Consider the following 19,867-nt stretch of genomic DNA (forward strand, 5'->3'; position numbering starts at 1 on the left):
CGCCATAGCTTGTTTTCGCTTCCCTCGATGCCGGACAGCTGTCCGGAATCGACGGGGACACACAGCGATGTTGTCACCTGCCCCGACTCAGTCCGGTGTCCCGATTCGGCGATCTGCCCGTTGCCGACTCGTGGTGGTTGCGGCCGGTCAACAGCGAAGCGCGGGTGGGTGAGCACATCGCAGTGGTGTGAAACCTGTTGTAGGACAAGCCTTCACACACATCCGGTCCATGGTGTCGGTCCGTACACCTCGCCACCGAACGTGGTGGGCGGGCCAACCCGGCGTCTTCGGGCAAACGTCGTGGCACAACTCGTTGGGCGTGGATTCCTCCAGCGTGCGGCCCGCGATGCTCGCCGAGGGCGTAGGTGCGAATGGCAAGGTTTCGCCGCTTTAGTGACTCTTCGGCAAACGCAAGCTACGATGGTGACACTGTTGAAGTCAGGGCCAGTCGGGGGCCACTGCATAAGTTGGAAGGTCCCCGGATCATGCTCACATCTCCGTTGAAAACCCTGGTGATCACCGCTATCGGTGGTGCTGCCCTGTCATTGACCGCTGGACTCGGGGTGGCTTCCGCCGACCCCATCATCGATACGACCTGCAGCTACCCGCAGGTCATGGCCGCGCTGAGTAGCGAGAATCCCGCGCTGGCAGAGAAGTTCAACGCGAACCCGCTTGCGGGCGTCATGCTGAGTACTTTCTTGTCCGCGCCCCCCGGTGAACGGGTGCAGCTCGTTCAGGAATACCAGGCCACGCCGTGGGGACAGAAGTACTTCGGCGCCATGGCGTCGATCGCCAACACCTGCAACAACTACTGACCCGAACTTGCTGAATACGGCAAGTGCGGGGACCTCGTCGGGTGGGGCCCCCGCACTTGCTAACAGCAGAGTGGTGCAGAGGACTTGGGGGTTTCTTGGATCGGTCGCGAGAACGTCTACCGCGCCAGTGACCACTGCCCGAAGTCCGGCGCGAGGACAAGGTCCACGTCCACGCTGGTCCCGCCCAGGATGACGCCCGGGTCGGTGGGTGTGACGATGACGTCCTGATACAGCACTGCCGCCGGCTCGCGCGCACCGTCGGACCACGCTCTCGTCTGCCATGCCCACGCGTGGCCAGGACTGGTCGAAGGTCCGATGACACCGTCTTGGATCGCCCACGCACACGCGTTCGCGTGGCCGTACATGCCGGTGCGGTTCAGGCCCAGTACCGAGTTGATTCCTCGATACCATTGCACCGCAACGCTGTTCCAGGTATCAAGGTCGATGTCCTCGTCGACGCTGAAGAAGATCGGCGCGCCATCGGGTCCACCTGCCGCGGTGTGCAGCCGCATGGCCGTCTGCGCGTCGGCCACGCCGCCGTCGAACCCCCGGGTGTAATCCGACGGCGCATTCGGCCAATTTGGTTTTCCGTACTGATAGCAGCTGACGACCTCGAGGCCCGCCGCTTGTAGGCCGTCCGCGTATTCGCGGGAGACGGGTTTGAAGTCGAAGTCTGCGCCCGGCCGTAACTCGGACACATAGACAAGTGCGCCGTCGAAGCCCGCCGACTTGATCAGATCTGGCGCGACCTGCCGGTGCGTGAAATCGATGAGCTTTGCCGGGGCGGCTGAGGCGCTTGGGGCGCCCGTGGTGGCCGCGGCGGACCCGACAACCAGGAGACCAGATGCCGAGAGGGCATATTTCAGTACCTCGCGACGTGTCGGCGCTCCGCCGCGATCGGGTGGTGGCGCACTCGAGTCGACCACGCCGCGATGGTAACAAGGTGCTGTCTACATATGCTGAGGGTTGACCCGACGAGGTGGCGATGACGGCTTCAGGTACGGCCCGCGCTGTCGCTGCTGTCCTGCTGGCGCTGACTGCGACGACATCGTGCAGCGAAACGTCCAGGCCGGAAGTTGCTGACAGTAGGCAGACTTCGCAGACCACCGGGTCCGCTACATCGTCGATGCCGCCAAAACCGCTCCCTGACAGAGAATTCGACACCGTCTCCACGCTCATCAGCGACGCGATTGCGGCACACGAGTTGCCGGGGGCCGTGGTCGTGGTGGGGCACGGCGGCGCGACCGTCTTCGAGAAGGCGTTCGGCCTGCGCAAACTCGCTGGCGAACCGGGGCCGGATGGTGCGCCAACGCCCGAAGAGCCGATGACCGAAGACACGATCTTCGATTTGGCGTCGTTGACGAAGTCGCTCGCCACGGCGACCGCCGTCATGCAGCTCCACGAACAAGGCAAGGTCCAGTTCGACGACGCCGTCGAAAAGTATCTGCCCGACTTCAACCCCGCGCATGATCCTCAGCGTGCGGAAGTGACGGTCCGGATGTTGCTCACGCACACTTCGGGTTTGGTGGGCGAACTGGATCTGCGCGATCCGTGGGGGCTGAATGGTCCAGACAAGGGGGAGGGCATCCGCCGTGCACTCACCAAGCCGCTGGAGGGGGCGCCCGGCGCAAGCTTCCGCTACTCCGACGTCAACTTCATCCTGCTCGGGTTGATGGTCGAGACGATCACCGGCCAGCCGGAAGACGCTTATGTTCAGCAGCACGTCTTCGGGCCGCTTGGTATGGGGGACACCCGCTTTCTCCCGCCTGCCAAAGCGTGTGGGCCGCACCAGATCAGGGGATCTGCGATCGTGTGGGTTCCTGGACCGCCGGAGACGTGTGCTGCGGGGGAATGGAGTGCAGGGGTCCTGCCGCGGGTAGCGCCGACCGCACGCGATGAGGAAGGTCGCGTGGATCCGGGCGCCAACCCCGATCTCGACTTTCTGCTGCGAGGCACCGTGCACGATCCGACCGCGCGCCGTATGGGTGGAGTAGCCGGCAGCGCCGGGGTGTTCTCGACGGCGCACGACGTCAGCATCTATGCGCAGGCGCTGCTGGATCGGTTGGCAGGCCGGCCGAGCAAGTTCCCGCTCACACAGGCGACTTTGCAACTGATGACGAGTCCCGAGCAGCCAGGGCACACGCCCGAACAACTCGAGGCGGCGAACGCCGCGACTCAGGAAGCCATCGCGACAAAGCCGAACACCGAACATCCGTTGCTCGCGCCGCACTATCCGGCGATCCCGGGCCAGAATCTGCGCGGTTTCGGCTGGGATATCGATACCGGCCATTCCAAGCCACGGGGAATGGTGTTTCCCATCGGCAGCTTCGGTCATGTGGGGTTCACCGGAACCTCGCTGTGGATCGATCCGGCCTCAGACACCTACGTCGTTCTTCTGACGAACGTGATCCATCTGCGCGGCAGCGCGCCCCTCACGAACCTGCAGGGCGAACTCGCTACGCTGGCCGCCCGGGCCCTGCGTCTGTAAACGGGTGCTGGCCAAGCTACCGAAAGGTCGAACATCGGTGAAGAGCGTCGTGATCGATACGCCGGGACAAGTGCGGGTGGAGACGCTGCCCGACCCAGCTCTACCCGGCCCCGACGGTGCCGTCATCGAGGTGAGATCTGCCGCCATCTGCGGCTCAGATCTCCATTTCTACGAAGGCGATTACCCGTTGGGCGAACCGGTTGCACTTGGGCACGAGGCTGTCGGCACGATCGTCGAGATCGGCCCCGATGTGCGCACGTTCGCGATCGGTGATGACGTGCTCGTCTCGTCTGTCGCCGGCTGCGGATCCTGCGCGGGATGCGAAACCCGTGATCCGGTGACGTGCGTTGGGGGTCCACGAATCTTCGGCGCCGGCGCACTCGGCGGGGCTCAATCGGAGCTGTTGGCGGTGCCCGCAGCGGACTTCCAGCTAATGCGCCTGCCCCACGACATCGACACCGAGGAGGCGCTCCTTCTGACGGACAACCTCGCCACCGGGTGGGCGGGCGCACAGCGCGCCGACTTCCCGCCCGGCGGAACGATCGTCGTTCTCGGACTCGGTGCTGTCGGCCTGTGCGCGGTGCTGAGCGCGCTTACCCTCGGCGCGGGCACCGTCTTCGCCGTCGACCCGGTCGAAGGCCGACGACTTCGTGCCGAACGGCTCGGCGCCACCCCGCTGGAACCACCTGCTACAGGCAGTGCTGGAGGCAACCGGCGGACGTGGCGCGGCCGCCGTCATCGACGCTGTCGGCAGTGACGGATCGATGTCAGACGCGCTCAACTTGGTCCGCGCCGGCGGCACTGTCTCGGTGGTCGGCGTGCACAACCTCGATCCGTTCCCGTTCCCCGCCACGATCAGCCTCATTCGCAGCATCACGCTGAGGATGACGACCGCGCCCGTCCAGCGCACCTGGCCCGAACTGGTTCCGCTGCTCCAGTCGGGACGTCTGGACGTCAGCGGCATCTTCACCGACACCATGCCGCTGTCCGACGCGTCGGCGGCATATGCCGCAGTGGCGGCACGGACCGCCGACTGCGTCAAGGTCGCCTTGTCGATTTGAGCCGAGACGACGTCGGTCGACTGCCGACGAAGTTGCGAGAGTCCTTAGACCCAACTATTCCACCCCACGCAGATGCAGTGAACGGCCGAATTGAGGCCGGTCATGTGTTGGCACACGTATTTGCCTTCACCGTAGAGTTGGTGAGCCTCTTCCGGAGCGCCCCGAAAGTCGAGGTTGTGACTCTCTTTCGCGTGGCCACAGGTACGGCAGTATTCCGTCAGTGGTTCAACGACGTCTTGCGATTTCATGCTGTCTGTCATGATCGTGCGCTCCTCAACGATTGATTACCGTCAGAATGTGCGCCGACAACGCTGTCCTGTAGGGCCGATTGGCCCTCATTGGCAGTGGCATTGTGCTCACGGCCAGCCATCAACAAGTACGTTTCCCGCTAGCGGCGTGAGACCGCGAGTGCTCCCGGTCCGATGAACGTCAGAAGTAGGAAGACGAAGCAGTACAGGACCGCGGTCTCACCGCCGTTGATGATGGGCCAGAAGCTATCTGGGAAGTGCATCCAGAAATAGGCGACCGCCATCATGCCAGATCCGACGAAAGCTGCGGCCCGGGTGAAAAGGCCCAGCGCGATGAGTCCTCCGAGCACGACCTCGAGCGCGGCTGCCCACCACATCGGCCAGGCGCCCAGCGCGGCTGGGGACTTGAAGTGATTTCACCTTGGTATTGCGGGTTGACGTCGAGATCATGACGTCATCGTGCGTGAGGCGCACACCGATGTCACTGCACTCATAGACGATTCAAAACTTGTGTGTTCGGTATGAGCATCTGGTGCCGTTCCGTTGCGAACTAACATTGGATGCACAAGCAGAACAACAACTTTGGAGGTTGTGCCATGAAGCATGTCATCTTGATCGGCATTACAGCTAGTGCTCTAGCGACTTCGGCGCTCGCCGTCGTCGGCGCTGCCTCGGCCGCGCCGACAGGTCCGTCCGATGTCGACGAGACCGTACGGTCGCTCGAGGCAAGTGGTTACACGGTGATCATCAATCGGACCGGCGCCGCGCCGCTGTCGGGGTGCTCTGTCACATCAGTCCGTCCCGGGGTTCTTCACCAGACGACTGACGTCCGAGGCAGCGACATCGAGCCGCTGATCATCTCGGATACGGTCTATGTCGATGTGACGTGCTGAGCCAACGCCGCGACGGCCGGCATCCGCACGCTGAAAGTGGTTGTTCCTGAATCGGATTGGGCCTGTATCGTCCCGCCATGTGCCTCCACGATCGAGGCGGCGATCGACAGGCCCAATCCGAAACTGCCGCCTTCCCAGGATCTCGACTTGTCGGCGCGCACGAACCGCTCGAACAGATGGGGGAGGAGTTCGGAATCAATCCCCGGCCCGTCGTCTGACACTGCGACTCCGGCGTAGGCCTTGCCGTCATCGGCTCGACCGGTCGCGACGATGGTTATCACCGTCGTTCCTTCGGGCGTGTGCACCCGCGCGTTGGACAACAGCGCTGCCAGCATCTGATGCAGTCGGGCTCGGTCGCCACGAACCCACACCGCACCGTCGGGGACCTTGATCCGCCACTGGTGGGTCGGTGCCGAAACCCTCGCATCGTTGACTGCGTCAGTCACCAACTCGCTGAGATCCACGTCGGCGTTGTCAAGATCGTGGCCCTCGTCCAGACGTGCCAATAGCAGTAGGTCGGAAACCAAGGAACTCATTCGATTCGCTTCGGCCTCGATTCGTGCCAGCGAATACTCAGTGGTCTCGGGCAATACCGAACTGTCCTGCCGGGTCAACTCGGCATAGCCATGGATCGCAGCTAGCGGCGTGCGCAGTTCGTGACTGGCGTCGGTGATGAACTGACGCATGCGCCGATCCGACGCGGCGACATCGGCGAGGGCGCGTTCGACATGATCGAGCAGACGGTTGAGCGTGTCGCCGACGAGCCCGACCTCGGTGCGGGGATCCGTGTCACGGGTTGGAACGCGCGGTGTGATGGCGTAGTTGTCGCGGTCGAGCGGAAGGGTCGCCACTTCGGCTGCTGTCGACGACACACGCCGCAATGGGCGCAGCGCGTACCGCACGATGGCCACCGTGCTCAGCGCCGTGACCAGCAACGCGAGTGCGGTCATCGCGGACACGGTCACGGTCTCACGCACCATCGCGTTCCACGCCGGCGTGCGCGATACTCCGGTCACCAGGATCTCGTCGCCGTCACCGGGGCGGCTGACCATCCGGTACCAACCCAGCCCGGGCAGTTGGACGGTGTGTGGTCCCAGTCCGGCCGCGGATGTCTCGGCGATCGCCCCGATGGCTATCTCCGGTGCGGGTCGTCCCTCGCCGTCGACGAAGTAAGCCGAATCGACGACCTTGCCATCCTGAATCAAAGCGACGACATTGCCCTCCGCCTGCCCGATGAGTTGCGTGAGCGGCTTCATCGCCCCTGGCGGTGGAACATCACCTGTTTGCAGCGGCGTAACGCGGTATTTCGTGACCGATTGGCTGAAACCGTCTGCGGCGCCGGATAGTTGGCTGTCGATGATGCCCAGTACCGAGGATCGCAGCGTCACCACCGACATGGTTCCCACGGTCACCAGTACGATCACGACCACCGCGGAAACACCGATGACCAGTTGTCGCAGCAGGCTCCACTGCCGCCACGCTTGCTTCATTCCGGTTGCCGCAGCATGTATCCCACGCCGCGTACGGTGTGCAGCATGGGTTCGTGGGCAGCGTCGATCTTCTTTCTCAGATACGACACGTACAGATCGACGATGCTCGATCGCCCGCCGAAGTCGTAGTTCCACACTCGTCGCAGAATCTCTTGACGAGTCACCGCTCGTCGCGGATTTCGCATGAGGAACCGCAACAGCTCGAACTCGGTCGAGGTCAGGGAGATCGGCCGTCCGCCGCGGGTCACGTCGCGGCTGGCTACGTCGAGTTTGAGGTCGCCCACCGTCAGCGTCTCGTCATCGGTGGGGGTGAGATAGGCAGATCGGCGCACTAGTCCGCGCAGCCGCGCGACGAGTTCCTCGAGTGAGAACGGCTTGGTCATGTAGTCGTCGCCGCCGGCGGTCAAACCGCTGACGCGGTCGGCGACCGAATCGCGTGCGGTCAGGAACAGGATGGGTGTGTAGGTGTCGGAGTCACGTATCTGCGCCAGCACACCTAGGCCGTCCATGTCCGGCAACATGATGTCGAGGACGATCACGTCTGGCGTGTTGGTGTGATACTTGTCGACCGCTTCGGCGGCATTGTGTGCGACGTCGATCGCCCAGCCCTCGTATTGCAGGGCCATCCGCACAAGGTTGGTCAGCGCACATTCATCGTCGACCAGGAGCACACGAATAGCTGACCCGTCGGCGCGGTACATCCGGGGCAGTTGGCCGAGGACAGCGCGACGAGGCTCCCGCTTTCCGACTGGCGCAGACGTCACCCGACCATTCTCGCGGTCTCACAGCCGGCCGTCACCGTCCTCATAGGAATTTCACATGTGCGGTCGCACGGGCCATGGCCGATGGGAGGTGAATCGATCGAGAGTGACGCCATGACCTGCAGTGACGCCGGCGTCGACGGTCCGCGGTGAGAGTCAGTGACATAAACCGCCTCCAAATGGGACCTTCGGCCCTGGGAGGTGGATTACGTGAGGGGTGGGATTGGCTTCGAGATCGACAGATCTGGTGAATCATCGTCGAATCGAGGAGATCATGAGTGTGCAAGTGCAACACCGCACCCGGATGTTCGCCCGCGTGCTGGGTCCATTCTTTACGATCATTGTCATCATCGTCGCGGTGCGCGCCCCGGACATGCGGCAGCTACTGTCCGAGTTCACCGCGAGTGATGTGTGGCCCTGGGTGACAGGGGCCTTCATCCTCATGGGTGGCGTCGCGATCGTTGCGTTTCATCAACTCTGGCGCGGCCCGGCCGCGATCATCGTGTCCGTCCTCGGATGGCTGCTCGTGGCGCGCGGAGTTTTTCTTCTCGCCTTCCCCGACACTTTCGCCTGGGTGGCCAATCGTGTCATCGGGGCGGCCGTCGTGTGGCAGGTGGCATACCTTGGGTTTGCGGCGATCGGTCTGTATCTGACGTATGTGGGGTGGAAACCAGTCCGAAGAGATCAGCAGGATTCGAATCTCCACATCAGTATCGATTCTCCCAGCGCTGCCTGAGGCGCTGACCGGTGGTGCACAGCATTGCGCAACCTCGTCGTGCATTCGTTCGGGCAAGCATCGAAGTGACCCTAGCCGCCGGTTTCGGGACTTTGGTCCGTAGATGCTTGGCCCTCCGTCGACGCAGACTCTGGCAATGACCACTTTCGCGGCACCGTTGGTGCGCGACGAACTTGACAGCGTCGTGTCGACACTGTGCACTCGACTCCCCGGCCGTACGCGAAGCGAAGTCGAGGCGGTGGTGGCAGCGGTGTACGCCGAGTTGGCCGCCGGAGCGACTGTCACCGCCCATTTGATCCCGTTGACACTCAATCGAAGTCGACGCCTCTTGAGCTCCGGGCCAAGAGAGACTTCGGATCTGGATTCGTCTGAACCGATGTTGATCGAGGCGAACACCGGAAGAACCCTTCCGGCAAATGAAAGGAACGCGAAATGAACTCTGCCGCAGGTTCTTCAGAGGCGAAATATCACGGCATCATCGTCGGTGTTGACGGCTCGCCTGCCTCAGACGTGGCGACGGAGTGGGCCGCTCGGGACGCGGCACTTCGCAACGTGCCGTTGACGATCGTTCACATCCTTCCGGCGACGTCTGTCGGGCCGTGGGTGGACATGCCCATATCGGCGGACTATTGGTCCCAGTGCGACCGACGTGCCGACCAGATAATTGATGACGCGATGCAGGTGGTCGCCGAGGCCACCTCCGGCGCACCGGACCTCGCCACGGCGCGTCGCGTGGTTTCCGGATCTGCGGTGCCGACTCTCGTGGACATGTCGAAAGACGCGGAGATGGTAGTGGTCGGGCGCCGCGGTCTCGGCGGCGTGGAGAGGCTTCTGCTGGGCTCGGTCAGCTCGGGTCTGCTGCACCATGCGCACTGTCCGGTAGCGGTGATCCACGACGAGGAGCCGGTCACTGACTACTCCGTCGCGGCGCCTGTGCTCGTCGGTATCGACGGGTCGCCGGCCTCCGAGGAGGCGACGGGCATCGCCTTCGACGAGGCGTCGCGGCGTGGCGTAGGACTGGTGGCGGTCCACACTTGGATGAACAACGCGGATTTCCCCCTCGATGTGCCCCCCGAAGGTGTGGCCGAGCAAGCCGATGAGGAACTCGCGCAACGGCTTGCAGGCTGGGGCGAGCGTTATCCGGATGTCGCCGTCCGGCGCGTCATCGGTCAGGACAACCCGGTCCACCGTCTGCTCAAGGAGTCCGAACGTGCACAACTACTGGTGGTAGGCAGCCATGGACACGGAGGATTCGCGGGTCTTCTCCTGGGTTCGGTGAGTTCGGCTGTCGCGCAGGCCGCACGCATCCCGGTCATCGTGGCACGCCGGTCCTAAGACTAGGATTTCGACTCCGCAAGTCATATGTGTCCGGGTCTTTAGACCCTCTCGATTTTGACCCAGACAGCGGCACTCTGGAAAGAAGACAAGAACTTCTCCTATCGAGATGGGGACGAGATGAGCGCGCATTTTCCAGATGCCGAGACCATCAGGTCGGCGTTGCTGCTGGCTCTTCGGGCGCCGTCAGTGCACAATTCGCAGCCGTGGCGTTGGGCGATCGGCGATCGAAGTCTGCATCTCTACGCGGACCGCGGTCGGCAACTGCCCAACACCGACCCCGACGGCCGGGACCTGTTGCTGAGTTGTGGTGCCGCGCTTAATCACTGCGCGACAGCCTTTGCTGCACTAGGGTGGGCGGCCAGGATCCACCGGTTCCCCGACCCCGCCGATGCTGACCACCTGGCTTCGATTGAGCTTCGCCGGCAGACGCCGGCCGATCTTGACATCGCCCTGGCGGCGGCGATTCCACGCCGACGCACCGACCGCCGAAATTACAGTCACTGGCCGGTCGCGAAAGGCGATCTTGCTTTGGTGGGCGCTCGTGCTGCACGCGCGGGCGTGACCATGCGCCGAATCGACGACCTCTCACAGCTGAAGCTGATCGTGGCCGAGGCTGTTTCGCGCCATTCGACCGACTTCGCATATACGACGGAATTGGCAGCGTGGAGCGGCAGGTACGCGGCGGAGGCCGGAGTTCCTGCTCGGAGCACGCCGGTGCCGGATTCGGCGGCGATGATTCCTGCGCGGTGGTTCGCTGGTCCAGCGCTCGCTCAACCACCCGACCTGGATGCAGCCGAGGACAACGCCACGGTCGTCGCCCTAGGCACGTCGAGTGACGACGACCTGTCGAGGTTGCGCGCCGGTGAAGCGACGAGCGTGGTACTCCTCACGGCGACTGCGCTGGGCCTCGCCACTTGCCCGATCACCGAGCCGCTCGAGATCCCCGAGACCCGGGAAGCGGTCAGGGCGGACGTGTTCGGCGAGGAGGGCTATCCGCAGATGCTGTTGCGCGTCGGCTGGGCTCCGGTCAACAGTGATCCGTTGCCCGCCACACCGCGCCGCGAACTGGCAGAAGTGGTTGCCAGGTTGCACAATTCACGACCCGACTGAGCAGTGTGCCGTGAGCCTGAAGGAGATACGTCATGCAACAGTTCACGATCACGTGGGGTAGGTACTGGTTCAGCAGGATCGCGGGGCGCAATCCACTGGTCCGGGGCGACGACCGAATTCAAGCTTGGCTTATCCTTCTCGCTGCCCTCGTCACAGTTCTGGTATTGCCTGTCGCTGCTGCCATCGGGACGGCCGTATACGACGCCCGTAGCCGGTCGTATGCGGAAGAGGCCAAGCACCGACCCGCGGTGACCGCCACTGCGCTCGAGAACAGCACCGTCGAGGTGGGACCAGGCCCCGCAGATGTCTCCTTCTTTGTCCGGGCCTCCTGGACTGCTGCGGGTGGCGATCACATCGACGTCGTCAAGTGGGCTGACGAGGCGACGGTCGGAGATCAAGCCGAAATCTGGGTTGACGACTTCACCGGCGAACCCGTCGACGCGCCTGCAAAGCCGAGTCGTGCAGTCGGCGATGCCGTGGGCGTTGCGTTGTCCGTTTGGTTCGCCGTGATGGCAATCGCCGCCAGTACGGCTTATCTGACCCGGCTGCGAATAATTCACCGCCGAGGCATCCAGTGGGATCGCGAGCTGGAGGCGCTCAAGTACCAATCCTGATTGAACAGAGGACCTTTGACCTACCAAGTTGGTGACCGTTGCCCCCCGACTGGACCCATCGATGAACGTAGCGTCGCACATATCGTGGCCGACGACGTCAGGCCGTGGATAGAAGGAGTCTGCAAATGTCAACCTCCCCAACACATCACGGCATCCTGGTCGGCGTTGACGGTTCGCCCCCGTCGAAGGTGGCCGTTGACTGGGCAGCGCGGGAAGCCGCGATGCGCGGGGTGCCGCTGTCGATCATCCACGTCATTCAGTCACCCGCTGTCCGAATGTGGCCCGAGGTCCCCATGCCCCGCGATGTCCTCGCGCGCATGGAGAGAGACAGCGAAGAGATACTCAGTGACGCAAGCAGAATCGCCAAAGAGGCGACCGCGGAAACGCGTCAGATCCATATCGAGACGGAAACCATCGCGGGCGGTGTCCTGCCCACACTGATCGATCTGTCCAAGGATGCGGAAATGATCGTCGCGGGTTGCCGCGGTACCGGGCCGATCAACCGGCGACTGCTCGGGTCGGTCAGCAGAGGTCTCATTCAGCACGCTCATGCCCCAGTCGCGGTCATTCATGATGAGGACCCGTTGATGGCGTCCCCCGCCAAGGCGCCTGTCCTTGTCGGCATCGACGGTTCGCCGGTATCCGAGGCGGCTACCGCGGTCGCACTCGAAGAAGCCTCTCGCCGTGGCGTCGACCTCATTGCCTTGCACGTTTGGAGCGACTTCGCGCTGTACGACGTGCCCGAAACCGAGTTGCCGGCTCTGCAGCGGCGCGCGGAGGAGACACTCTCTGAGCGCCTGGCCGGCTGGCGGGAGCGTTATCCCGACGTGCACGTGCGGCCCGTCGTCGCCCTCAACCGTCCCGTGCACCAGTTGCTCGAGAGGTCCGAGGCAGCGCAGCTGACCGTCGTCGGCAGCCACGGCCGAGGTGGGTTCGCAGGCATGCTGCTGGGTTCTGTCAGTCTGGCCGTTGCGGAGTCGGCGCGTATGCCGGTTCTGGTGGTACGCCCGACCTGAGATCGTTGAGGCGGTGGCCTATTCCTCGGGGCGGCGTTGGGATTGATCGAGTTTGGACACGAACACCGCCGCCTGGGTGCGGCGTTCCATGCCCAGCTTGGCCAGTAGCCGCGATACGTAGTTCTTGACCGTCTTCTCCGCCAGGAACATCCGGGCAGCGATCTGCTTGTTGGTCAGACCTTCGCCGAGCAAATCGAGCAGCACCCGCTCTTGGTCGCTGAGGCCCGCCAACGGATCGGACTTCTCCGCAGCTCCACGAAGTTTGGCCATCAGCGCTGCCGCAGCCCGGTTGTCCAGAAGTGAACGGCCGGCCCCGACCTCTTTGATCGCCTGAGCGAGCTCCATGCCCTTGATGTCCTTGACGACGTACCCGCTCGCACCGGCCAATATCGCGTCCAACATCGCCTCGTCAGACGTGAACGACGTGAGCATCAGACAGCGTAGATCCGGTAGCCGAGACAGCAGATCGCGGCACAGTTCGATGCCGTTGCCATCGGGGAGCCGCACGTCGAGGACTGCGACATCAGGCTGGAGGGCGGGAATACGTGCCAGTGCCTGGGCCGCAGATCCGGCTTCACCGATCACCTCCAGCTCCGGATCGGCGCTCAACAGGTCGATCAGGCCGCGCCGGACGACTTCGTGGTCATCGACGAGAAAGACTTTCACCATGTGAAGTCCCCTCTCCGGAATGGCAGCACGACGAAAGAATCACAATACGGCGTGTGGTTGACAGATCAGGACCGAACAGCCTGCTTCGTGCAATGACGCGTAGCCGGGTGGCCCGACCAGATCCCTGATTCCGCGTGCGCGCTCACGACCGACGACCAGTAACCGGACTGAGTCGGCATGTTCCGTCAGGTAGTTGAGGGTGTTCCCGTGCACCACGATGGGCTCGACGTCGAGGTCGGGGTAGCGCTTCTTCCACTTCGCCAGTTGACGGTCGAGCTGCGCCTTGGCGCTCCTGTTGCCCTCGGCCACGGGGCGATTGTTGTAGACGTCGGTGAACCGAGTCTGCCAGCTGGTCAACACCCGCAGCGGCGCCTCGCGTAGCCGTGCTTCCTCGGACGCATGCTGCAGGATGCGGTTGCCGACGGGTGACCCCTCGATCTCGGCAACCACCCAGTCGCCTCGCCGGGGGCGCGCGTCATGGTCGCGGACAATGGCTACGGGGCAATGGGCGGAGGCCGTGACTTCCGCGGCCGTGGAACCGATTCGGCCCTGTGCGCGGTGCCTCGAGCCCGTGTCTCCCAGGCACAGCATTGCGGCCGACGCGGACGCATCGATCAGCGCCCGGGCCGGCCGGGCCCGCAGGATCTCCATCTCGATCTTGACGGGCTTCTCGGTCGATTCGACGGCTGCGACCGCATCGCGAACCGCTGTCTCTGCGGCGGCAAGGTCCCCCGCCGCATCATTCGGCTCAGAGGCGGAGGATTGGTCGGGGTCGATCGCATAGACGAGGCGTAACGGGATATCGCGACTCACGGCTTCGTCAACGGCCCACAGGGCGGCATCGAGTGCTGAGCGCGAACCGTCCAGGCCGACTACGACCGAGGCAGGCGAAAGAGTCAGGTCTCGCATGGTGGCTCCTTTCGCTTGGCGTACGGCGGGAGATTCAGAGGCAGAAGCCGCTATCGGGTCACAGATCCTTCGCTTGAACGTCGAAGACCTCGTCGATCGGACGCCGCGGCGTCGGCGGTGGCTTGTCGTCGATCTCCGGAGCTGATCCCACACGGATCAACACCTGGGGGGTGGTCGGCTGGTCGATCAACGATGCGACTATGTCCCGGCCCGGATAGAGCTCGGTGATATTTGTCAGCGTGCACGTGGCGAGAGCAGCCATCGTGGCCTCCAGCAATACGGCGGAGAGCATTTCGCCGCACTGGAGTACCGACGTGCGGTCAACGTCGTAGGTCGATAGCACGAGAATCTTGGCACGGTCCCGGCCGACCTCGACGCGGCGAGCTGTGTCGTGGGTGGCTGGGAAGGTGCGTCCGACACCGACCCGGTCGCCCTCAGAAGGCGACACCAGCGAGCTGTGGGGTATCCCGTCGGTCGCTTCAAATGGTCCTGTCCACCAGGATAATTCAGAGTGGTAGGACGAATCGTAGAGACGCAGCGATTCGGTGAGCCGAGCCGCGTTCGCCAGCTCGGCGCGTGATTCGTCGGCGATCACATCGAGGCGGACGGCATCGGAGGTGACGCTACGGCGCAACTGTGGTTCGGCCGTGGCCCAGTCTGGCGGCTCGGCGTAGGGGAGGCGATCCGACCGTCGCAGCAGTATCGCGTCGGCACGGCGGATGTGCCCCTCGGTGACGAACTCGATCGGGCTGAAATCGATCGACGCCAAATGCAAAGAGTTGTTGGGATTGGGATATCGGTCGACGTGGGAAGCCCACCCCGCCGCAGCCATGGCGACGCGAAAATGGTCGAGTACGGCGCCACAGCCGATGACGGCATCACGGCCGGTGTGGTCGGTCGAGTGCAGGACGCGTTTCTGGTCGAGGAACAGATGGACCGCTTTGCCTGCAGCGACCCAATGCCACGGTTGGCTGTTGTGCAGCGATGGGGCGCGGCATGCCAATTGCACTGCATCCTTGATCACTTGGGTGTCGACCATGGTGTCACGCATGCTCTCAGCTTTGGATTTGGTTCCGCCCACAACCAGGGTCAATGGTCCTCAAGCCCGGGCCTTAGGACCCTGGCTGACTGGCCACAGCGGGATGAACCATCTGGGTATGGATGGCATGACTGCCGAAATGAGCAGCGTCGAAGCTCCGTGGACGATCGCGGGCAATCTGGACGCCCAGGTGCGCGAGACGCATACGGGCGTGGTCGTCCTTCTTGGTGACAAGGCGTACAAGGCGAAGAAGCCGATCGCCACCGACTTCCTCGACTTCACCACCGCGAAACAGCGGGAGGTCGCCTGCGCGCACGAGGTCACACTCAACAGCAGGCTCGCCCCGGACAGCTACCTGGGGGTTGCGCACTTCGCCGGCCCGGGTGGTGGCCCTGCGGAACCGGTGGTCGTGATGCGGCGCTACGCCGACTCGACGCGCCTGGCATCGCTGGCCAGGAATGGTCGCCCGGTCCACGATCACCTCGAAGAGATCGCGGACAAGCTGGCGCGTTTCCACGCCGAGGCGCTGAGAAGCGCCGCGATCGACAGCTGCGGGACAGCCGGCGCAGTCTCAGCGCGATGGCGGCAAAATCTGGTCGAACTGCAGCGGTATGCGGACGCCGTGATTCCAGGCGAGTCGCTCAACGAGGTCGAACGGTTGTCAGCGCAATTCATCGCGGGCCGCGGCGACCTGTTCGCCGAGCGCCTCAGCAGCCGCCGAATCGTCGACGGGCACGCGGATCTGTTGGCCGACGACATCTTCTGCACACCAGGAGAAACGGCCATCCTCGACTGCCTCGAGTTCGACGACAAACTGCGATATGTGGATTCCATCGACGACGCAGCGTTTCTCGCGATGGACCTTGAATTTCTCGGTCGCCATGACCTCGGCGAATTCTTTCTCGAAGCGTACTGTCGATCTGCTCGCGACCCCGCGCCGGAGGCACTCAAGCACGTCTATATCGCATACCGCGCACTGGTCCGCGCCAAGGTCGATTGTGTTCGCTTTGCCCAGGGGCATGCGGAGGCTTCCACCGATGCGCGTCGGCATATCGACATCGCACTACACCATCTGCGGGCCGGTACGGTTCAACTCATCGTCGTTGGGGGAGGTCCCGGTACCGGGAAGACAACTCTGTCACGTGGCCTGGCTGAACAGTGTGGGGCAGAGGTTATTTCGACCGATGAGGTGCGCCGTGAGCTCGAGCAGACCGGCGTCATCGCCGGAGCGATCGGTGTTCTGGACTCCGGTCTGTACACACCCGAAAACGTGAATGTCGTGTACGACGAGGTTCTTCGGCGGACGCGAATGTTGTTGGGCCGTGGCGTGTCCGTGATCTTGGACGGGACTTGGCGCGATCCCGTGCATCGTGCCCGGGCCCGCCGATTAGCCCGCCAGACGCAATCGCCGATCGTGGAACTCACCTGCACCGTACCCCTCGACGAGGCCTCGGAGAGAATCGAGAACAGGGCTGTGACGTCCTCCGATGCAACGCCGGAGATCGCCACCGCGATGGCAGAGCTCACCGGCGCTTCGAGCGACGGACATCCCATCGACACCTCACGTCCGCTCGCCGACTCGGTCGCCGAGGCCCGCCAAATCTGCTGTCTCGCGATTTGACGACGCTGACCGGAGAGAGGCGGAGATTCTATGGAAGACAGTGTGAATCCTGTCGTCGTCGGAGTCGACGGCACGGACAATGCGATGCGCGCGGCCCGTTGGGCGGCGGGCGTCGCGCACAAACTGGGAGCCCCACTGCACATCGTGCATGCCAGGCCTTTCCCGGGTCACAATCCGTCAGATGTCATTGCCGCTGTGCGGGCCTGCGAGATGTCCGCACAACAGGAAAGGGCCTCGGCCATTCTCGACGCTGCCGGCCGAGCCGTCCACGATGATCACCCCGACCTGCGTATCACCACCGCGCATGTGTCTGAAGCTGTCGATCGATTGCTGGTCGATTTGAGCCAGCATGCGAGGTTGGTCGTCTTGGGCTGTGACGATCTCTCGGTCGCCGAGGCTGTCCTGATCGGCTCGACCACCGTTGCGGTGGCGGCGAACTCGATGTGCCCGGTGGTCGCCTGGCGTGGAGAGGCGACGGCGCCCACTGGGCAGCCGATCGTCGTAGGCGTCAACGATGACGACCCGAGCCGGGTGGCGATCACGTCAGCCTTCGAGCTCGCCGACCGATTCGCGGTGAACATCGTCGCCGTCCATGCGTGGTCGACGCGCCGATCGGTCGGCGATGTCACTCTGCCTTTCATGATCGACTGGAATGCGGTCCACGCTGACCAGCGCGAGCACCTCGTGAACGCATTGGCGCCGTGGACACTGCAATACCCAGAAGTCGACGTGCAGTACGTAGTTGATCAGGACAAGCCGAGTCGTGCTCTGCTGCATCACTCCGAAGGGGCGCAACTGGTGGTCATCGGCAGCCGTGGGCGCGGTCCGTTGGCGGGTGCGGTGTTGGGTTCGACCGGGCTCAACCTCCTCCACCACTCCTCGATCCCGACGATGATCTGTCAATCAATGCGCGCACGCGGTGACATCCCATTCGAGCGTCAATCCAGAGAAAGAGCTCAAGGATGAACAATGCGGCGAAATTACCGGTGGTTGTCGGGATCGATGGCTCGAAACATGCTGTCCACGCGGCACTCTGGGCTGTCGACGAAGCGGTTGACCGCGAAGTACCGATGCTGCTGGCCTGCGTGGTGAACCCAGACGCCAAAGACGTCGAGCGCGAATACGCCTATGCCAGGCACGCCATACACGAGGCGTGGATCGCCGTTGAGGCCACCGGGGAGCCTGTCAAACTCGAGTCGACGATATTGCAGGGCGATGCGGTCGAACAACTCAGGGAGGCATCGCGATTGGGACAGCTAATCTGTGTCGGGTCGCGAGGGACGGACGACTCATCACACGATGCGCGCGGATCGACCGCGGCGGCACTGGCGCAGGTCGCCTCCACCCCCGTGGCGATTGTCCGCCGCCGCCACCCCCACAAACCGTTGACCGACCCTCTCTGGATTGTCGCCGCGGTGGACGAATCACCGGGAGGCAGCGCGGTGCTGCAAACGGCGATAAACGAAGCGACTCTGCGAAAAGCACCGGTGTTGGCGCTGACGCGATGGAGATCGGCGGTGACAACCGAGCCTGACGACAAGCGCGACGTGCGTACGCGGCTTGCCCAGTACCTCGCTGAGGCGAGGGAAGACGACGACGCAGACGTCCAAATTCATGCGCTGCCGATCTCGGATCACATCGCAGGTGTGCTGGCGCAGAGCGCCAACATCGACCAACTGGTCATCGTGGATGCGAACGATTCTGTACTGACATCCGAAGCCGTGGGTGCCGAGGCGCGAAAAGCGCTTCGGCACACCAACTGTTCTGTACTGGTTCTGCGCTGACCGGCGAGGCGAATCCGGACGTGGACGAGATGACCAGAGGTACCGAGCGGGCGGTCGCCGAGTTGATGACGCTGTGCTGAGGCTCGTTGCCGATGCACGATTTGGTGGTGATGTACGAAAGGAGACGGTGTGATGAAGGCAGAGGTCGGCGATTGGTTGGTGATGAAAGGCCTCACCATCGACCAACACGAACAGCGCGGACTGATCACGGAGGTGCATTCCACTGACGGCTCACCCCCTTACGTGGTCCATTGGCTGGATAACGACCATGTGGCGACCGTGTTTCCGGGCCCTGACGCGTTGGTGGTGACGGCCGCGGAGCAGCGGGCGGCCGACGAGCGCGCCGAGCGGCGCATCACGGCGGTTCAGGCCGGCATCGATCGCCACGCCGAGAGCGAATAGTGACCGATTCGGGGATCGTCGTCGGCACCGACGGGTCACCGACGGCAGACGCGGCAATCCGCTGGGCCGCCGAGGATGCCGCGATCCGCAACGCTCACCTGACCATCGTCCATGCGATGCCCCCTGTCGTAGGAACGTGGCTCGCCACGCCGGTGCCGCCGGGTGTCTTGGAGTGGGAGCATGAGAGCGGTCGACAACTCCTCGACGAGGCAACGGCTACGGCGAAAGCGGCTGCGGGCGACAGCCTCTCGGTATCGACGGAAGTATTGGTCTCCGGGGTAGTTCCGGCGCTGGTCCAGCTGTCACGAGATGCACAGCTGGTGGTCGTGGGCAGTCGAGGAAAAGGCATGCTCGCACGAACCGTGCTCGGCTCCGTGAGCATGGGGTTGGTGCATCATGCCCGCAGCCCCGTAGCGGTCATCCACGGCACAGAGCAACCCGCTGGCGATCAGCCAATTCTGTTGGGATTCGACGGCTCTCGCGCTACGGAATCAGCGACCGCGCTCGCCTTCGACGAAGCCTCCCGACGTGGTGTCGAGCTGGTGGCGCTGCATGCCTGGTGGGGTTCGGGGGCGTTCGAATTCTCGCTGGACTGGGATGATCTGCGCTCCGAAGTGGAGGAATCCGTGGCGAAGCAGTTGGCGGGATGGCAAGAACGCTATCCACACGTACCTGTCCGACAAATTGTCGTCCGGGATCAGCCGGCACACCGACTCGTCGACCACTCGAGCTCCGCCCAGTTGATCGTGGTCGGCAGCCGCGGTACAGGAGGTTTCGCCAGCACCCTTCTGGGATCGGTGAGCACCGCGGTGGTGCAAGCAGCCCAGATCCCGGTGATCGTCGCGCGGTCGTAGCTCAGTTTGGACGTCCTAC

General features: G+C 63.7%; 21 protein-coding genes and 2 pseudogenes. 15 read left to right on the forward strand and 8 right to left on the reverse strand.

Going from position 1 to position 19,867, the window contains the following annotated elements; genetic code table 11:
- Positions 1-104: 104 nt before the first annotated feature.
- Positions 105-378 (reverse strand): annotated as a pseudogene (locus tag BST47_RS30465) (sulfatase-like hydrolase/transferase); the annotation flags it as partial.
- A 107-nt stretch (positions 379-485) separates the two neighbouring features.
- On the opposite strand from BST47_RS30465, the gene BST47_RS17650 reads away from it, so the two are divergent.
- Positions 486-815 carry a hemophore-related protein gene (locus BST47_RS17650; protein WP_083126843.1) on the forward strand — a complete coding sequence of 110 codons (330 nt, stop codon included), beginning with the start codon at positions 486-488 and terminating at the stop codon, positions 813-815.
- Positions 816-931: 116 nt separating this feature from the next.
- Here BST47_RS17650 and BST47_RS17655 read toward each other — a convergent pair whose 3' ends face one another.
- Complete coding sequence (locus BST47_RS17655) at positions 932-1,741, reverse strand: DUF1906 domain-containing protein (RefSeq protein WP_083126844.1); 810 nt, start codon at positions 1,739-1,741, stop codon at positions 932-934.
- 200 nt (positions 1,742-1,941) lie between these two features.
- On the opposite strand from BST47_RS17655, the gene BST47_RS17660 reads away from it, so the two are divergent.
- Both BST47_RS17660 and BST47_RS17665 read left to right on the forward strand, forming a co-directional pair.
- Positions 1,942-3,303 carry a serine hydrolase domain-containing protein gene (locus BST47_RS17660; protein WP_234809757.1) on the forward strand — a complete coding sequence of 454 codons (1,362 nt, stop codon included), beginning with the start codon at positions 1,942-1,944 and terminating at the stop codon, positions 3,301-3,303.
- A gap of 37 nt (positions 3,304-3,340) precedes the next feature.
- Positions 3,341-4,364 (forward strand): annotated as a pseudogene (locus BST47_RS17665) (alcohol dehydrogenase catalytic domain-containing protein).
- 388 nt (positions 4,365-4,752) lie between these two features.
- On the opposite strand, the gene BST47_RS17670 reads toward BST47_RS17665, so the two are convergent.
- The gene (locus tag BST47_RS17670) at positions 4,753-4,989 is read right to left on the reverse strand and encodes a DoxX family membrane protein (protein ID WP_083126846.1); all 237 of its coding nucleotides are present in this window, start codon (positions 4,987-4,989) and stop codon (positions 4,753-4,755) included.
- 219 nt (positions 4,990-5,208) lie between these two features.
- On the opposite strand from BST47_RS17670, the gene BST47_RS17675 reads away from it, so the two are divergent.
- Positions 5,209-5,505: a hypothetical protein gene (locus BST47_RS17675; protein ID WP_083126847.1), complete on the forward strand. Its 297-nt coding sequence runs from the start codon at positions 5,209-5,211 to the stop codon at positions 5,503-5,505.
- On the opposite strand, the gene BST47_RS17680 is transcribed toward BST47_RS17675, so the two are convergent.
- Together BST47_RS17680 and BST47_RS17685 are read right to left on the reverse strand one after the other, a co-directional pair.
- Positions 5,484-6,995, reverse strand: a complete 1,512-nt coding sequence (locus tag BST47_RS17680) for a sensor histidine kinase (RefSeq protein WP_083126848.1) — start codon at positions 6,993-6,995, stop codon at positions 5,484-5,486. The genes BST47_RS17675 and BST47_RS17680 overlap by 22 nt on opposite strands.
- The gene (locus BST47_RS17685; protein WP_083126849.1) at positions 6,992-7,696 is read right to left on the reverse strand and encodes a response regulator transcription factor; all 705 of its coding nucleotides are present in this window, start codon (positions 7,694-7,696) and stop codon (positions 6,992-6,994) included. The genes BST47_RS17680 and BST47_RS17685 overlap by 4 nt, the downstream gene beginning before the upstream one ends.
- 334 nt (positions 7,697-8,030) lie before the next feature.
- Here BST47_RS17685 and BST47_RS17690 point away from each other — a divergent pair, with 334 nt between their 5' ends.
- The 6 genes from BST47_RS17690 (at position 8,031) to BST47_RS17715 (ending at position 12,570) form a co-directional block, all read left to right on the forward strand.
- Positions 8,031-8,492: a hypothetical protein gene (locus tag BST47_RS17690; RefSeq protein WP_083127083.1), complete on the forward strand. Its 462-nt coding sequence runs from the start codon at positions 8,031-8,033 to the stop codon at positions 8,490-8,492.
- A 136-nt stretch (positions 8,493-8,628) separates the two neighbouring features.
- Positions 8,629-8,928, forward strand: a complete 300-nt coding sequence (locus BST47_RS31655; RefSeq protein ID WP_420094043.1) for a three-helix bundle dimerization domain-containing protein — start codon at positions 8,629-8,631, stop codon at positions 8,926-8,928.
- Entirely contained in the window at positions 8,925-9,827 is a 903-nt protein-coding gene (locus tag BST47_RS17700) for a universal stress protein (protein WP_083126850.1), read from the forward strand. Before BST47_RS31655 ends, BST47_RS17700 begins: the two co-directional genes overlap by 4 nt.
- A 120-nt stretch (positions 9,828-9,947) precedes the next feature.
- Positions 9,948-10,940 (forward strand): Acg family FMN-binding oxidoreductase, encoded by a 993-nt coding sequence (locus tag BST47_RS17705; protein ID WP_083126851.1) that lies wholly within the window; start codon positions 9,948-9,950, stop codon positions 10,938-10,940.
- A gap of 32 nt (positions 10,941-10,972) precedes the next feature.
- Positions 10,973-11,554, forward strand: a complete 582-nt coding sequence (locus BST47_RS17710) for an Rv1733c family protein (RefSeq protein ID WP_083126853.1) — start codon at positions 10,973-10,975, stop codon at positions 11,552-11,554.
- A gap of 125 nt (positions 11,555-11,679) precedes the next feature.
- A complete protein-coding gene (locus BST47_RS17715; RefSeq protein ID WP_083126854.1) occupies positions 11,680-12,570 on the forward strand; it encodes a universal stress protein in 891 nt (296 codons plus the stop codon).
- Positions 12,571-12,588: 18 nt separating this feature from the next.
- Here the strand turns inward: BST47_RS17715 and dosR are convergent, their stop codons facing one another.
- The 3 genes from dosR to BST47_RS17730 are packed head-to-tail and all read right to left on the reverse strand — an operon-like array spanning position 12,589 to position 15,199.
- Positions 12,589-13,239 carry a hypoxia response regulator transcription factor DosR/DevR gene (gene dosR / locus BST47_RS17720; protein WP_083126856.1) on the reverse strand — a complete coding sequence of 217 codons (651 nt, stop codon included), beginning with the start codon at positions 13,237-13,239 and terminating at the stop codon, positions 12,589-12,591.
- Positions 13,240-13,278: 39 nt separating this feature from the next.
- The gene (locus BST47_RS17725) at positions 13,279-14,148 is read right to left on the reverse strand and encodes a universal stress protein (RefSeq protein WP_083126858.1); all 870 of its coding nucleotides are present in this window, start codon (positions 14,146-14,148) and stop codon (positions 13,279-13,281) included.
- 58 nt (positions 14,149-14,206) lie between these two features.
- Positions 14,207-15,199 (reverse strand): Acg family FMN-binding oxidoreductase, encoded by a 993-nt coding sequence (locus tag BST47_RS17730; RefSeq protein ID WP_083127084.1) that lies wholly within the window; start codon positions 15,197-15,199, stop codon positions 14,207-14,209.
- A 106-nt stretch (positions 15,200-15,305) separates the two neighbouring features.
- Here BST47_RS17730 and BST47_RS17735 point away from each other — a divergent pair, with 106 nt between their 5' ends.
- The 5 genes from BST47_RS17735 (at position 15,306) to BST47_RS17755 (ending at position 19,848) form a co-directional block, all read left to right on the forward strand.
- A complete protein-coding gene (locus tag BST47_RS17735; RefSeq protein WP_107529016.1) occupies positions 15,306-16,808 on the forward strand; it encodes a bifunctional aminoglycoside phosphotransferase/ATP-binding protein in 1,503 nt (500 codons plus the stop codon).
- 30 nt (positions 16,809-16,838) lie between these two features.
- Entirely contained in the window at positions 16,839-17,774 is a 936-nt protein-coding gene (locus BST47_RS17740; protein WP_083126860.1) for a universal stress protein, read from the forward strand.
- Positions 17,771-18,592: a universal stress protein gene (locus BST47_RS17745; protein WP_083126862.1), complete on the forward strand. Its 822-nt coding sequence runs from the start codon at positions 17,771-17,773 to the stop codon at positions 18,590-18,592. The genes BST47_RS17740 and BST47_RS17745 overlap by 4 nt, the downstream gene beginning before the upstream one ends.
- A gap of 132 nt (positions 18,593-18,724) precedes the next feature.
- Positions 18,725-18,994, forward strand: a complete 270-nt coding sequence (locus BST47_RS17750; protein WP_083126863.1) for a DUF1918 domain-containing protein — start codon at positions 18,725-18,727, stop codon at positions 18,992-18,994.
- Positions 18,994-19,848 (forward strand): universal stress protein, encoded by an 855-nt coding sequence (locus BST47_RS17755; RefSeq protein ID WP_083126865.1) that lies wholly within the window; start codon positions 18,994-18,996, stop codon positions 19,846-19,848. The genes BST47_RS17750 and BST47_RS17755 overlap by 1 nt, the downstream gene beginning before the upstream one ends.
- The last annotated feature ends 19 nt before the right edge of the window (positions 19,849-19,867 follow it).

The sequence above is a fragment of the Mycolicibacterium tusciae genome, assembly GCF_002086795.1.
Taxonomy (GTDB): Bacteria; Actinomycetota; Actinomycetes; order Mycobacteriales; family Mycobacteriaceae; genus Mycobacterium; species Mycobacterium tusciae.

Coding starts and splice junctions, on each gene's coding strand:
- BST47_RS31655 (WP_420094043.1), top strand. CDS start 8,629: ATGACCACTTTCGCGGCACCGTTGGTGCGCGACGAACTTGACAGCGTC.
- BST47_RS17730 (WP_083127084.1), bottom strand. CDS start 15,199: ATGCGTGACACCATGGTCGACACCCAAGTGATCAAGGATGCAGTGCAA.
- BST47_RS17675 (WP_083126847.1), top strand. CDS start 5,209: ATGAAGCATGTCATCTTGATCGGCATTACAGCTAGTGCTCTAGCGACT.
- BST47_RS17680 (WP_083126848.1), bottom strand. CDS start 6,995: ATGAAGCAAGCGTGGCGGCAGTGGAGCCTGCTGCGACAACTGGTCATC.
- BST47_RS17745 (WP_083126862.1), top strand. CDS start 17,771: ATGAACAATGCGGCGAAATTACCGGTGGTTGTCGGGATCGATGGCTCG.
- BST47_RS17740 (WP_083126860.1), top strand. CDS start 16,839: ATGGAAGACAGTGTGAATCCTGTCGTCGTCGGAGTCGACGGCACGGAC.
- BST47_RS17725 (WP_083126858.1), bottom strand. CDS start 14,148: ATGCGAGACCTGACTCTTTCGCCTGCCTCGGTCGTAGTCGGCCTGGAC.
- BST47_RS17670 (WP_083126846.1), bottom strand. CDS start 4,989: ATGTGGTGGGCAGCCGCGCTCGAGGTCGTGCTCGGAGGACTCATCGCG.
- BST47_RS17710 (WP_083126853.1), top strand. CDS start 10,973: ATGCAACAGTTCACGATCACGTGGGGTAGGTACTGGTTCAGCAGGATC.
- BST47_RS17705 (WP_083126851.1), top strand. CDS start 9,948: ATGAGCGCGCATTTTCCAGATGCCGAGACCATCAGGTCGGCGTTGCTG.
- BST47_RS17700 (WP_083126850.1), top strand. CDS start 8,925: ATGAACTCTGCCGCAGGTTCTTCAGAGGCGAAATATCACGGCATCATC.
- BST47_RS17735 (WP_107529016.1), top strand. CDS start 15,306: ATGGATGGCATGACTGCCGAAATGAGCAGCGTCGAAGCTCCGTGGACG.
- BST47_RS17715 (WP_083126854.1), top strand. CDS start 11,680: ATGTCAACCTCCCCAACACATCACGGCATCCTGGTCGGCGTTGACGGT.
- BST47_RS17660 (WP_234809757.1), top strand. CDS start 1,942: ATGCCGCCAAAACCGCTCCCTGACAGAGAATTCGACACCGTCTCCACG.
- BST47_RS17750 (WP_083126863.1), top strand. CDS start 18,725: ATGAAGGCAGAGGTCGGCGATTGGTTGGTGATGAAAGGCCTCACCATC.
- BST47_RS17685 (WP_083126849.1), bottom strand. CDS start 7,696: ATGTACCGCGCCGACGGGTCAGCTATTCGTGTGCTCCTGGTCGACGAT.
- BST47_RS17690 (WP_083127083.1), top strand. CDS start 8,031: ATGAGTGTGCAAGTGCAACACCGCACCCGGATGTTCGCCCGCGTGCTG.
- BST47_RS17650 (WP_083126843.1), top strand. CDS start 486: ATGCTCACATCTCCGTTGAAAACCCTGGTGATCACCGCTATCGGTGGT.
- dosR (WP_083126856.1), bottom strand. CDS start 13,239: ATGGTGAAAGTCTTTCTCGTCGATGACCACGAAGTCGTCCGGCGCGGC.